At 40.9% G+C, this 13,873-nt stretch carries 16 protein-coding genes; all 16 read left to right on the top strand.

Annotated elements, in window-relative coordinates; translation table 11 throughout:
• Nucleotides 1-20 precede the first annotated feature (20 nt).
• The 16 genes from der (at nt 21) to aroH (ending at nt 13,743) form a co-directional block, all read left to right on the top strand.
• Nucleotides 21-1,331: a ribosome biogenesis GTPase Der gene (gene der / locus MHB38_RS10875; RefSeq protein ID WP_008344528.1), complete on the top strand. Its 1,311-nt coding sequence runs from the start codon at nt 21-23 to the stop codon at nt 1,329-1,331.
• A 14-nt stretch (nt 1,332-1,345) separates the two neighbouring features.
• Entirely contained in the window at nt 1,346-2,383 is a 1,038-nt protein-coding gene (locus tag MHB38_RS10870) for an NAD(P)H-dependent glycerol-3-phosphate dehydrogenase (protein WP_341003392.1), read from the top strand.
• 266 nt (nt 2,384-2,649) lie between these two features.
• On the top strand, nt 2,650-2,853 hold the full coding sequence (locus tag MHB38_RS10865; protein WP_008344530.1) for a DUF2768 domain-containing protein: 204 nt from the start codon (nt 2,650-2,652) through the stop codon (nt 2,851-2,853).
• A gap of 18 nt (nt 2,854-2,871) precedes the next feature.
• The gene (locus MHB38_RS10860) at nt 2,872-3,597 is read left to right on the top strand and encodes a hypothetical protein (protein ID WP_007500961.1); all 726 of its coding nucleotides are present in this window, start codon (nt 2,872-2,874) and stop codon (nt 3,595-3,597) included.
• Nucleotides 3,598-3,802: 205 nt separating this feature from the next.
• The gene (gene spoIVA, locus MHB38_RS10855) at nt 3,803-5,281 is read left to right on the top strand and encodes a stage IV sporulation protein A (RefSeq protein ID WP_008344534.1); all 1,479 of its coding nucleotides are present in this window, start codon (nt 3,803-3,805) and stop codon (nt 5,279-5,281) included.
• A 374-nt stretch (nt 5,282-5,655) separates the two neighbouring features.
• Nucleotides 5,656-5,934, top strand: coding sequence for a non-specific DNA-binding protein Hbs (gene hbs, locus MHB38_RS10850; RefSeq protein WP_003215863.1), 279 nt, complete (start codon nt 5,656-5,658; stop codon nt 5,932-5,934).
• Between the two features lie 190 nt (nt 5,935-6,124).
• The gene (gene folE / locus MHB38_RS10845; protein ID WP_003215789.1) at nt 6,125-6,694 is read left to right on the top strand and encodes a GTP cyclohydrolase I FolE; all 570 of its coding nucleotides are present in this window, start codon (nt 6,125-6,127) and stop codon (nt 6,692-6,694) included.
• 23 nt (nt 6,695-6,717) lie between these two features.
• Nucleotides 6,718-6,948 carry a trp RNA-binding attenuation protein MtrB gene (gene mtrB, locus MHB38_RS10840; protein ID WP_008344541.1) on the top strand — a complete coding sequence of 77 codons (231 nt, stop codon included), beginning with the start codon at nt 6,718-6,720 and terminating at the stop codon, nt 6,946-6,948.
• Nucleotides 6,949-7,063: 115 nt separating this feature from the next.
• Entirely contained in the window at nt 7,064-7,831 is a 768-nt protein-coding gene (locus MHB38_RS10835) for a heptaprenyl diphosphate synthase component 1 (RefSeq protein WP_007500958.1), read from the top strand.
• A 3-nt stretch (nt 7,832-7,834) separates the two neighbouring features.
• Complete coding sequence (locus MHB38_RS10830) at nt 7,835-8,539, top strand: demethylmenaquinone methyltransferase (RefSeq protein WP_007500957.1); 705 nt, start codon at nt 7,835-7,837, stop codon at nt 8,537-8,539.
• 24 nt (nt 8,540-8,563) lie between these two features.
• A complete protein-coding gene (hepT, locus tag MHB38_RS10825) occupies nt 8,564-9,526 on the top strand; it encodes a heptaprenyl diphosphate synthase component II (RefSeq protein WP_203085342.1) in 963 nt (320 codons plus the stop codon).
• Nucleotides 9,527-9,655: 129 nt separating this feature from the next.
• A complete protein-coding gene (gene ndk / locus MHB38_RS10820; RefSeq protein WP_003216015.1) occupies nt 9,656-10,102 on the top strand; it encodes a nucleoside-diphosphate kinase in 447 nt (148 codons plus the stop codon).
• A gap of 144 nt (nt 10,103-10,246) precedes the next feature.
• Nucleotides 10,247-11,023 carry a CheR family methyltransferase gene (locus MHB38_RS10815; protein WP_008344547.1) on the top strand — a complete coding sequence of 259 codons (777 nt, stop codon included), beginning with the start codon at nt 10,247-10,249 and terminating at the stop codon, nt 11,021-11,023.
• Nucleotides 11,024-11,099: 76 nt separating this feature from the next.
• Nucleotides 11,100-12,272, top strand: coding sequence for a chorismate synthase (gene aroC, locus MHB38_RS10810; RefSeq protein ID WP_007500947.1), 1,173 nt, complete (start codon nt 11,100-11,102; stop codon nt 12,270-12,272).
• On the top strand, nt 12,272-13,363 hold the full coding sequence (gene aroB / locus MHB38_RS10805) for a 3-dehydroquinate synthase (protein ID WP_017359757.1): 1,092 nt from the start codon (nt 12,272-12,274) through the stop codon (nt 13,361-13,363). Before aroC ends, aroB begins: the two co-directional genes overlap by 1 nt.
• Nucleotides 13,360-13,743: a chorismate mutase gene (aroH, locus tag MHB38_RS10800; RefSeq protein ID WP_008344549.1), complete on the top strand. Its 384-nt coding sequence runs from the start codon at nt 13,360-13,362 to the stop codon at nt 13,741-13,743. Before aroB ends, aroH begins: the two co-directional genes overlap by 4 nt.
• Nucleotides 13,744-13,873: the final 130 nt, after the last annotated feature.

The raw sequence follows: 13,873 nt of genomic DNA, 5'->3' as shown, positions 1-13,873 counted from the left end.
GGATTGAAAGGAAGGGTACTATGGGTAAACCTGTCGTAGCCATTGTTGGAAGGCCCAACGTTGGAAAATCTACAATTTTTAATCGAATCGCAGGCGAAAGAATATCGATTGTAGAAGACACACCTGGTGTAACAAGAGATCGAATCTATAGCTCTGCTGAATGGTTAAATTATGACTTTAATTTAATAGATACTGGTGGAATTGATATTGGAGATGAGCCGTTTTTGGCGCAAATTCGCCATCAGGCTGAAATCGCAATGGATGAAGCGGATGTTATTATCTTTATGGTCAATGGAAGAGATGGCGTCACATCTGCGGATGAAGAAGTCGCAAAAATTTTATATCGCACGAAAAAACCTGTCGTACTTGCTGTCAATAAATTGGACAACCCTGAAATGAGAAGCGACGTGTATGACTTTTATGCACTTGGATTTGGTGAACCGTATCCGATTTCTGGAACGCACGGACTCGGTCTAGGTGATCTGCTTGATGCTGTCGCAGAGCATTTCAAAAACTTACCAGATACACAGTATGATGAAGAAGTGGTACAGTTCTGCTTAATCGGCCGCCCAAATGTAGGGAAATCCTCTTTGGTGAATGCGATGCTCGGTGAAGAACGTGTCATTGTCAGCAACATCGCTGGTACAACAAGAGATGCTGTAGATACAATGTTTACGTACAACCAACGTGACTTTGTCATTGTCGACACAGCAGGTATGAGAAAAAAAGGGAAAGTATATGAAACAACAGAGAAATACAGTGTACTCCGTGCGTTGAAAGCCATTGATCGATCGGATGTTGTCGCTGTTGTTCTTGATGGTGAAGAAGGCATTATTGAACAGGATAAACGTATTGCCGGCTACGCACACGAAGCGGGTAAAGCCGTTGTGATCATTGTGAACAAGTGGGATGCTGTTGAAAAAGACGAGCGTACAATGAAGGAATTTGAGCAAAACATTCGTGAGCATTTTCAATTCCTTGATTATGCACCTGTCTTATTCATGTCTGCTCTTACGAAAAAGAGAATTCACACGTTAATGCCAACAATCATTACCGCTAGTGAAAATCATGCGATGCGCGTTCAAACGAACATTCTAAACGATATTATCATGGATGCCGTAGCAATGAACCCAACGCCGACCCATAACGGACAGCGTCTGAAAATTTACTATGCAACACAAGTGGCGATCAAACCGCCGTCCTTTGTTGTGTTTGTAAATGATCCAGAACTTATGCACTTTTCTTATGAGCGTTTCCTAGAAAACCGAATTCGAGATGCATTTGGTTTTGAAGGAACACCAATTAAAATATTTGCGAGAGCGAGAAAATAAAAAGGGTGAGCAGGATGAAGAAAATTTCAGTACTTGGAGCAGGGAGCTGGGGAACAGCTCTTGCGCTTGTATTAGCTGATAATCATCATGATGTACACATGTGGGGACATAGACAAGAATTAATTGATCAAATCAATGAGAAACATGAAAATCATGATTACTTGCCTAATGTTGCATTGCCAGCGTCTATTCAAGCGACAACAGATATGAAACAGGCACTAGAAGGGACAGATGCGATTATTGTCGCTGTGCCAACAAAGGCTATTCGAGAGGTATTGAAACAGGCAAATGAGTTCATTACGTCAAAGGTGCCATTTGTTCATGTCAGTAAAGGAATTGAACCAGATACGCTTCTTAGAATTTCTCAAATGATTGAACAAGAAGTCCCAAAAGCAAAAAGAGAAGCAGTTGTTGTCCTGTCAGGACCAAGTCACGCTGAAGAAGTTGGCTTGCGTCATCCGACAACTGTTACAGTTTCATCAGAACATATTGAAGCGGCTCAATTTGTTCAAGATTTGTTTATGAACAACAACTTCAGAGTGTACACAAACCCTGATGTGATTGGTGTGGAAATTGGCGGGGCGCTGAAAAACATCATCGCTCTTGCGGCAGGAATCACAGACGGACTCGGATATGGCGATAATGCGAAAGCAGCGCTCATCACAAGGGGGCTTGCTGAAATCGCCCGCCTCGGCACAAAAATGGGAGGAAACCCTCTTACGTTTGCCGGGTTAACAGGTGTTGGAGATTTGATTGTCACCTGTACAAGTGTTCATTCACGTAACTGGCGCTGCGGGAATTTACTTGGTAAAGGATATAAACTTGAAGAAGTACTTGAAAAAATGGGCATGGTGGTAGAAGGCGTCCGCACAACAAAAGGCGCATATCAGCTTGCTAAAGAATATAAGGTCAGCATGCCGATTACAGAAGCGCTTTACCACGTCCTATTTGAAGGGAAAAAGGTAGACGATGCTGTAGAGTCATTGATGGCACGTGTCAAAACACATGAAATGGAAGATCTTGTGAACATGTTTGAAAACCAAACAAAGTAATTGGAAGACTGAACTTAGGCGTGTAGAGGATGCAAGAAGGGGCAGACTTGCATAACATAACAATGAAGTTTGAATAGAGCTTTGCCTCTACAGAATGAGGAAAAATAGTCGACCTAATGACTGAAGCAGAGTCCCCCTCTTTGCTTCAGTTTTTTTATGCACTTTTTTCTGAATGATTGGAAAAATGATTGATATTTTACTTAATTTTGGTTTAGAATGAAATATAAACGCTTACAATTCGTTTGTATTAGAGGGGGACAGGCACGATGAGTTTTGCTTTAATCAAGATGTGGTTTGCACTTGGTTCAATGGGGCTCATGTTTTTAGCCGTTGTAACCATTTATCTGAGTAGGTTTAAGCTGAAGAGCCGGTTTCTGAAAATAACAGCCTCAACTGTCGCGTACAGCTTAATGCTCATATCAGGTATCATTGTGTTTTTAGTTGTATTTAGCGGGCCGGTCAATGAATAAAGAAAAAGGAAGAATGTGATGATCAAAGCAAAAATCAGTGTCATGCTGTTAACACTTATTTTACTTACGGGGTGCCTCTATCCAGAGAATCGCAAAGCTGAAAACCGCGTGCCATATAAAGAGCAGCTGCAAAGTGTGCAGACAGCGATTGAAGATTTTCAAAAAGCGACAAATGGCCTTTTGCCCATTGAAACAAAAGAAGGCGACACACCGATTTATCAGAAGTATGTCATTGACTTTAAGCGTCTGTCACCAAGATATTTACACGATGTACCGTCGACATCTTTTGAAGGCGGGGGCGAATATATCTATGTCCTCACAGACGTCGAACAAAACCCAACGGTGAAACTGCTTGATGTCAAAATGACGCAAACGATCAGTGAATTACGTCTAAGGATCAAAATATATCAAGATGAACATACATATCCGCCATATGGCAAAGTAGTATCCAAAGATTTATATACGTTAAATGAAAAAAAACTAGGGTTAAAAGCACCGCCTACAGTGACGAGCCCTGTCACGGGGGAATCCCTTCCATTACTGATTTCCTCAAATGGCGAAATCTATGTTGACTATCGCAGTGATTTTGCCCAGATTTTGAAAAATACGAAACAAAAGCTGAAACCAGGTGAAAATATTCAAGATGTCTATTGGCAGGAAACCCCGTTTGTACCAGCGTTTTCTGTTCCATATACGATCAACAAAAAAGGTGAGCCGGCTTTTTTAGAAAAAAAGACGTCATAAACAAGAATGAACCTTTCTCCTCTGCATATAAATGAGGAGAAAGGTTTTTTTATGGCTAAACATACTCTCAAAACAAAAAAGGTGTCATATTCAAATAGGACAACGTCATACACATATATTGTCCTGACACCTTTCAAGCACCGTTTGATTGAAGTATAGAGTATTTTATTTGAAAACGAGGATAGCAAGTCCGGGAGGGGATCACTTGGAAAAAGTCGATATTTTCAAGGATATCGCTGAACGAACAGGAGGCGATATATATTTAGGAGTCGTTGGAGCTGTTCGTACAGGGAAATCTACGTTTATTAAAAAGTTTATGGAGCTCGTGGTGCTCCCGAATATCAATAATGAGGCAGATCGTGCAAGAGCACAGGATGAATTGCCGCAAAGTGCAGCAGGAAAAACCATTATGACCACAGAGCCAAAATTTGTGCCAAATCAAGCGGCATCCATTCACGTGAGCGACGGCCTGGATGTCAACATTAGACTTGTCGATTGTGTAGGCTACACCGTGCCTGGTGCACGCGGGTATGAAGATGAAAATGGTCCGAGAATGATTAATACACCGTGGTATGAAGAGCCAATCCCGTTTCATGAAGCAGCGGAAATTGGTACACGCAAGGTCATTCAAGAGCATTCAACCATTGGTGTTGTGATTACAACAGATGGATCAATTGGGGAAATCCCAAGACATGACTATATTGAATCAGAAGAACGTGTCATTGACGAACTCAAAGAAGTTGGAAAGCCATTTATTATGGTGATCAACTCTGTGAGACCTTATCACCCTGAAACAGAAGCACTGCGGCAGGAACTTAGTCAAAAATATGATATTCCTGTACTCGCGATGAGTGTCGAAAGTATGAGAGAACAAGACGTTCTCAGTGTACTTCGTGAAGCATTATATGAATTTCCAGTGCTTGAGGTGAATGTGAACCTGCCAAGCTGGGTCATGGTACTAAAAGAAGATCATTGGCTAAGAGAGAGTTATCAGGATTCAGTGAAAGAAACCGTCAAGGATATTAAGAGATTAAGAGATGTTGACCGAGTGGTAGGTCAGTTCAGTGAATTCGATTTTATCGAAAGAGCGGGCTTAGCAGGCATTGAAATGGGTCAGGGGATCGCAGAAATTGATCTGTATGCGCCGGATGATCTATATGATCATATCCTAAAAGAAGTGGTTGGTGTGGAAATTAGGGGCAAAGATCACCTTCTTGAGCTCATGCAAGATTTTGCACATGCGAAAACGGAGTATGATCAAGTGTCTGACGCTTTAAAAATGGTGAAGCAGACTGGTTATGGAATTGCGGCACCAGCTTTGTCAGATATGAGTTTAGATGAGCCGGAAATCATTAGGCAAGGATCAAGATTCGGCGTCAGATTAAAAGCAGTCGCGCCATCTATTCATATGATTAAGGTAGATGTAGAAAGCGAGTTTGCGCCGATTATCGGAACAGAAAAACAAAGTGAAGAGCTTGTCCGATACTTAATGCAAGACTTTGAAGATGATCCGCTTTCGATCTGGAATTCCGATATATTTGGACGCTCACTCAGCTCGCTTGTCAGAGAAGGCATTCAAGCAAAACTCTCGCTGATGCCGGAAAATGCAAGGTATAAACTAAAGGAAACGCTTGAACGAATTATTAACGAAGGATCAGGCGGTCTGATCGCGATTATTCTATAGGATGTGAGACCTCTCATTGATGGGGGTCTTTTTTTGCGTGCGGGTGAAGTCATAAAAAGACAATTGTATAAAGATTAGTCAGATTCAGGCTGAAATTAGGAATATTCGTTCGTAAAAGTGCCCTTAATCCTTGACGAATAAGGATTCTTCCCTTTAAAATGCTTGATATGGTATTTCATATGTGTTAATCTACTTACAGAAAATCTTCACTTTGTTGGACAAACATTCCTTCAAAGAGAAGTTTTCTAATGAAAAGCCATGTATGACGCTTTCTAGACGCTCTTTTTTTCAAAAAAAGTGTATAGAAAGAAGATGAATTGTGAAGAAATGATAACAATCTATTGAATGCATATTTTTGGGAGGAGGTGAAAGGCATGAACAAGACAGAACTTATTAACGCGGTTGCTGAAGCAAGCGAGTTATCTAAAAAAGACGCGACAAAAGCAGTTGATTCTGTTTTTGATACAATTTTAGATGCACTTAAAAATGGTGACAAAATCCAACTTATTGGTTTTGGTAACTTTGAAGTACGTGAGCGTTCAGCTCGTAAAGGACGTAACCCACAAACTGGTGCAGAGATCGAAATCCCTGCAAGCAAAGTACCTGCTTTCAAACCAGGTAAAGCACTTAAAGACGCGGTGGCAGGTAAATAATCGTTATGTGTAATGATCCTATTGAAGGAGTTATACATATACAGTTTCACACTGGTCTAGAAAAGCCCCTTTGATAAGGGGCTTTTCCTTTTGAATCAAATGGTTTGTTTAGAACGCTCTCCTTTGCTTTTAGGATCTGAAGTGTGCTAGAATCTGAATGAAATGTAATCGCCTTTGGAGGATATAATACATGAGTGAAATAAATAAAGAATTAATCGAACACGCGGTACGCGATATATTAAAAGCAATCGGAGAAGATCCAGATCGTGAAGGACTTCTTGATACCCCAAAACGAGTAGCAAAAATGTATGAAGAAGTGTTCTCGGGATTAAATGAAGATCCAAAAGAACATTTTAAAACCATTTTTGGTGAAGATCATGAAGAACTCGTTCTTGTCAAAGATATTGCTTTTCATTCAATGTGTGAACACCACCTTGTGCCATTCTATGGCAAAGCCCATGTCGCTTATATTCCGCGCGGCGGAAAAGTAACGGGACTCAGCAAGCTGGCAAGAGCAGTAGAAGCCGTGGCAAAGCGCCCGCAGCTTCAGGAGCGCATTACATCAACGATTGCAGATAGTATGGTGGAAACTTTAAATCCACATGGTGTGATGATTGTCGTTGAAGCAGAGCATATGTGTATGACGATGCGCGGAGTGAAGAAGCCTGGCGCTAAAACAGTCACTTCAGCCGTACGCGGTACATTTGCAAATGATGCGGCAGCAAGAGCAGAAGTGCTTTCATTTATTAAAAACGACTAATCCATAGATGGAAGGTGAACAGATTGAGTGAAAATAAAGCATCTGATTTTGTGGTGATTAAAGCCATTGATAATGGTGTCAACGTGATCGGCTTAACTAGAGGTTCCGATACAAGATTTCACCATTCCGAAAAGCTCGATAAAGGTGAAGTCATTATCGCACAATTTACTGAGCACACATCAGCCATCAAAGTGCGGGGCGATGCTGTCATTCAAACAAGCTTCGGTGAAATTCAAAGCGAAGCAAAGAAATAACGCACGACTATGCACTTGATAGCATGAAAGTCAGGCCTGATATGGTATAATAAATCTCTATACAATGTAGAGAGCTACATATGAAACTGTAATTTTTGGGACAAGGGTGATATCTTTGCAAGACATCTACGGAATTTTATCTAATCTGAATATAAAATTAAACAAAAAGCTTTCTCATCCTTATTTGGCGAAGCATTTGCGTGCGCCGCTCATCGATGAAGATAAGCTCCTTCTTTTTCATGCAATGTTTGATGAAGCTCAAATCGATGCTGAGAAAAAAGAAAATTATATTTTAACGGCGATGCTTGTGCAAATTGCCCTTGATACCCATGACGAAGTCACAACTGCTGCAGCCATCAAACAAGACGAATTCAAAAATCGTCAGTTGACCATCCTAGCAGGAGACTATTTCAGCGGTCTCTATTACTCTCTTCTCTCTGACATGAAAGATATTTACATGATCCGTACTCTCGCCACGGCGATCAAAGAGATTAATGAACATAAAATTAGACTATATGATCGATCCATTCAAGATGCAGCCCACTTTTATAAAAGTGTTGCTACAGTAGAATCTGCGCTATTCCAAAGAATTTCTGAGCACTTTCAATTGACGCATTGGAATGAAATTGCAAGTCGCTTCCTTGTTTATAAACGTTTTATGAAACAAGCAGAAGACGACAAACATTTAAAACTTTTTTTGAACGATAGCTATACGGACGCCTATACATGTTTTGACAACTTTGAGAATGAAGGCTATGAAAAGGCCAAACGATCAATCAAGGAGCATCTAGTTTCATCTCCGATCGTTCAAAAAGAGCTATTAAATCGCTTGGATCATATGAAAAATGAACCTGCGTACCATCAGAAAGTGGAAGAAGGGTAAGTCATGCAGCAATCAAAAGAACAGCGAGTACACGGTGTATTTGAAAAAATTTATAAAAACTATGACCAAATGAACTCTGTCATTAGCTTTAAACAGCATAAAAAATGGCGCGATAAAACAATGAAGCTCATGAATGTTCAAAAAGGAGCCAAAGCACTAGATGTATGCTGCGGAACTGCCGATTGGACGATTGCGCTTGCAGACGCTGTTGGAGAAACAGGCGAGGTCAAAGGCCTTGACTTCAGTAAAAATATGCTGAGTGTTGGCGAAACGAAGGTGAAAACAGGCGGCTACAATCAAATTGAGCTGCTCCACGGCAACGCAATGGAGCTTCCTTTTGAGGACAACTCATTTGATTATGTCACAATCGGTTTTGGTCTTCGAAATGTCCCTGATTACTTAACAGTGCTAAAGGAAATGACACGAGTGGTAAAACCCGGTGGAATGGTTGTCTGCCTTGAAACATCACAGCCTGAGATGATTGGGTTTAAACAAGGGTATTATGTCTATTTCAAATACATCATGCCGCTCTTTGGTAAGCTGTTTGCCAAAAGCTATCAGGAGTATTCATGGCTTCAAGAATCAGCCAAAACATTCCCTGGCATGAAAGAACTGGCGTCTCTTTTTGAAGAGGCTGGTCTGTCTGATGTCTCGTATCATCCATTTACAGGCGGTGTAGCAGCAACACATATCGGAAAGAAGCTTTGAATAAACGATATTTGGGTGAAAATAATGAAACTAAAAGCAATGATTTCTTTTCTAAATCATGATATCGATATAATTGAAAAAGAGCTTGAACTAACCGTTCGCTCTGATTATGCATTATTAAGTGAAGCCGGTCTTCATTTGCTGCAAGCGGGCGGAAAACGGATCCGCCCCGTTTTTGTTCTCCTTTCAGGCATGTTTGGTGACTATGATATTAATAAAATTAAATATGTAGCCGTAGCGCTTGAATTAATTCATATGGCATCACTTGTCCATGACGATGTCATTGATGATGCAGAACTGAGAAGAGGAAAACCGACGATTAAAGCAAAATGGGACAACAGAATTGCGATGTACACGGGGGATTACTTATTTGCAAGGTCACTCGAGTACATGACGAAAATCAATCACCCAATGGCACATGAAATTTTGTCAAAAATGGTCGTCGAGCTCTGTCTTGGGGAAATAGAACAAGTCAAAGATAAATACAACATGGACCAAAACCTTCGTACATATTTAAGAAGAATTAAACGAAAAACAGCCTTGCTTATTGCAGGCAGCTGCCAATTAGGTGCGATTGCAGCTGGAACAGATGAAAAAACACATAAAGCCCTTTACTGGTTTGGGTACTATGTTGGTATGTCGTACCAAATCATTGATGATGTCCTTGATTTTACATCAACTGAAGAAGAATTAGGCAAACCTGTTGGCGGGGACCTTTTACAAGGAAATGTCACTCTTCCCGTTTTATATGCGCTTCAGAACCCGACGTTAGAAGGTCAGTTGAAGCTGATCAATAGTGAAACGACGGAAAAGCAGCTGAAACCTGTGATTGAACATCTCAAACAAACAGATGCGATCGACCGTTCCATTCGAGTGAGTGAAATGTATTTGAAAAAAGCATTTGAACAGCTCGATCAACTTCCGCGTGGGCGGGCTAAATCTTCATTAGCGTCGATTGCAAAATATATTGGTAAACGAAAATTCTGATCAACGTTTCGTTGATTGGTTTTTTTGTGAAATTTTTTGTCAAAAATTGATTATTATAAAAAAAAATGATACGATCACTTTGTAACAATGTAAGCCTATACATACATAACGACGGGGTGGAAAACGTATATGGACAAAACATTTCTTATGGTCAAACCTGATGGTGTGGAAAGACAATTAATCGGTGAAATTGTGTCAAGATTCGAAAAAAAGGGGCTTCAGCTTGTTGGAGCAAAGCTCATGAGCATTCCAAAAGAAGTAGCAGAAACACATTACGGAGAGCATAAAGAAAAACCATTTTTCGGTGAATTGGTTGACTTTATTACGTCAGGACCTGTATTTGCGATGGTATGGCAAGGTGAACAAGTCGTAGACGTAACAAGGCAGATAATTGGAAAGACAAATCCGAAGGAAGCGCTTCCGGGAACAATAAGAGGCGACTATGGATTAACTGTTGGCAAAAACATTATCCATGGCTCAGACTCACCAGAAAGTGCCGAAAGAGAAATCAACCTGTTCTTCAAACAAGAAGAACTGACAAACTGGGATCAAACGATCTCAAGCTGGATTTATTAATGTTCAAGCCAAAGTGTTCATCAAATGATCACTTTGGCTTTTTTATATTGAGATTTCTATACGAATTTTCGCATGAGATGATACAAATTTATGATAAAAACAGCTATACTAGGACAAAGATAGATGAGACAGGAGAGGACATTGATGGATCAGTATCAAGTATTTGTTGGAAAATGGAAAAAACTAACTGGGGTAGATCTGAACTTATATAAAGAAGCACAAATGAAACGAAGATTAACATCCCTTTATGATAAAAAAGGATATAAAGATTTTGAGGCATTTGCGTCTGCTCTTGAAAAGGACAAAGCGCTATTAGATGAAACGATGGATCGAATGACGATCAATGTGTCAGAATTTTACCGAAACTATCAGCGCTGGGAAGTACTTGATCAAAAAATCCTGCCGCTGCTTTCAAAAAACAGTGGCACTCTAAAAATATGGAGTGCAGCTTGCTCTACTGGAGAAGAGCCGTATACACTCTCAATGCTGCTATCAAGCCATCCGCTTGTGAAAGACTTCCAAATTATTGCAACGGATATTGATGATAAAGTCCTGCAATCTGCGCAAAAAGGAAGATATCATGAACGATCTTTGCAAGAGGTGCCAGATCAAATCAAGCAAAAATATTTCACCAAAGAAGATTCTTCATTTTACACGGTGAAGGATGAGATTCGAAAGCACATTCAATTTAAGAAACACAACCTTTTAGCAGATCCATATGAAAAACAGCTGGATCTCATCGTGTGCCGAAATGTCCTCATCTACTTTACAGAAGAGGCGAAAGAAGAAATTTACTTAAAAATGAGCAGCAGTTTAAAGCAAAACGGCGTATTATTTGTTGGTTCTACAGAACAAATTTTTCACCCAGAAAAGTTTGGATTAACCTCTGCTGATACTTTCTTTTATCAAAAGAAGGGGTAGTAGCTGACTTTTTAGTAGGAAGTGTGTTATCATAGTTTTACTTAAAAGCGTTAATGCGATGAAGGGAGAATAAGTCATGAGGTACTTAACAGCAGGTGAATCACATGGTCCACAACTGACCACAATTATTGAAGGAGTTCCAGCGGGACTTTACATAGAGCAGGATGACATCAATTATGAACTGGCTAGAAGACAAAAAGGTCATGGCCGCGGAAGAAGAATGCAGATTGAAAAAGATCAAGCGAAAGTGTTAAGTGGTGTCCGCCACGGGAAAACATTAGGTTCTCCTATTGCACTTGTTGTTGAAAATAATGATTGGAAGCACTGGACAAAGGTCATGGGTGCAGAGCCGATTACTGAAGAAGAAGAGAGTGAAATGAAGCGTCAAATCTCTCGTCCAAGACCAGGGCATGCGGATTTAAATGGTGCGATTAAATATGGTCACCGTGATATGAGAAACGTATTAGAGCGCTCATCAGCACGCGAGACAACGGTTCGTGTAGCTGCAGGTGCAGTAGCGAAACAAATTTTGGCTCACCTTGGAATCAAAGTGGCTGGTCACGTCCTTGAAATTGGTGGAGTAAAAGCTTCCCATACCGCTTATGAATCTATTGAAGATTTGCAAAAAGTAACAGAAGAATCACCTGTTCGCTGCTATGACAGTGAAGCTGGTCAAAAAATGATGGATGCCATTGACGAAGCGAAGAAAAACGGCGATTCAATTGGTGGTATTGTCGAAGTCATCGTTGAAGGGATGCCAGTTGGAGTCGGCAGCTATGTGCACTATGACCGCAAACTGGATAGCAAGCTTGCGGGCGCAGTACTGAGTATCAACGCTTTTAAAGGAGTTGAATTCGGTATTGGCTTTGAGGCGGCTTCTAAAAATGGCAGTGAAGTTCATGATGAAATCATCTGGGATGAAGAAAAAGGCTATACGAGAAAAACAAATCGCTTAGGTGGTCTTGAAGGCGGAATGTCAACTGGCATGCCAATCGTCGTAAGAGGGGTTATGAAACCAATCCCAACCTTATACAAACCATTGCAAAGCGTGGATATTGAAACAAAAGAACCTTTCTCTGCAAGTATTGAGCGTTCTGACAGCTGTGCTGTTCCAGCCGCAAGTGTTGTGGCAGAAGCAGTCGTTGCATGGGAAATCGCCAATGCTGTAGTTGAGCAGTTTGGTCTTGATCAAATTGACCGCATTAAAGAAAATGTCGACAAAATGCGACAGCTTCAGAGGGAGTTTTAATGAAAACACTGGAAGTGAAGACGTCTTCAGCCACTTATCCTGTATATATCGGTGATGGGATTAGACAAAATATCGTAGACTTGATTACTTCCACTGGGCGATCCTACACGAAGCTCTTTATCGTGACAGATTCAGCCGTCGATGCCCTTTATGGAGATGAAATGGTTCAATTACTTAAACAGAAATGGTCTGTACAAAAAATAGTGGTGCCAAACGGAGAACAATCAAAATCTTTTGCGCAGTTTGAGCAGATTCATACGAAAGCCATCCAATTTCAACTCGACCGCTCCTCATGCATCATTGCATTAGGAGGCGGGGTGATTGGAGACTTGGCTGGCTTTGCTGCTGCCACTTATATGAGAGGCATTGATTTTATTCAAGTACCGACCACGCTGCTTGCACATGATAGTGCAGTCGGCGGAAAAACCGGAATCAATCATCCGCTCGGCAAAAATTTAATTGGTGCGTTTCATCAACCGGCTGCTGTCATCTATGATACAAGTATGCTAGAGACACTCTCACCAATAGAGCTGAGATCAGGCTTTGCTGAGGTGATAAAACATGCACTGATTTCAAGTGAAGTCTTTTTATCAGAACTGATGTCCATTCGTTCGTTGACAGAATTATCAAAGGATGAACTGGCACATATGCTTTATCAAGGGATTCAAGTGAAAGCATCCATTGTTCAAGAAGATGAAAAAGAACAAGGTGTGCGGGCATACTTGAATTTAGGTCATACACTAGGGCATGCCATTGAAGCGGAGTATGGATACGGTGCGATCACGCATGGAGATGCCATTGCAATTGGCATGCAGTTTGCTTTATATGTCAGTGAAAAAGAGCAAGGACTCAGTCTAGATCGCGAGAAACTTAAAGTGTGGATGAAAGAACTAGGGTTCCCAGTACAAGTCACACAAACGATTTCAACCAAAACATTTGTCGATCGCATGATTGGTGATAAGAAGGCAAGAGGCGGGAGTGTTCAGTTTGTTTTGCTAAAACAAGTTGGAGACGTCACCCTGCAATCTTTCACAAAAGATGAGCTGTATCACTGGCTCGAAGAATGGAAACGGGAGGAGGGCTGTCTATGATGTTTCGCGGCATACGCGGGGCTACAACTGTGACAGAAGATACTGAAACAGAAGTGTTAACCAAAACGAAGCAGCTGCTAGAAGCGATCATTTCAAAAAACCAAGTAGATCCAGAGCGTGTCGTGCAGATCTTGATTTCAGCTACACAAGATATTCACTCTGTTTTTCCAGCAAAAGCACTCAGGCAGTTTGAAGGATGGACCTATGTGCCTGTCACTTGTATGCAAGAGCTTGACATTGATGGAGGTCTAAAGAAGTGTATTCGCGTTTTAATGACCGTTCAGACAGATGTCAAGCAGGAAGACATACAGCACGTATACTTGGAAGAGGCTGTCACGCTTCGGCCTGATTTACAGTTGACAAAAAACAAGGAATTATAATACGATATGAACAGCCGAAGTTTACACACAGGTGTGAACGGCATTGCAAGCTTAGAGAAGATGAGAATGAGACTAGGGTAGTTGAGATGAGTAGAGTTGAGCAGAGATACGATACTTCTATTTAATCATA

It is taken from the genome of Bacillus sp. FSL K6-3176 (assembly GCF_038003325.1).
Taxonomy (GTDB): domain Bacteria; phylum Bacillota; class Bacilli; order Bacillales; family Bacillaceae; genus Bacillus; species Bacillus altitudinis.
Note: the sequence above shows the minus strand (reverse complement) of the source record. Positions and strands in the feature narration are given on the sequence as shown.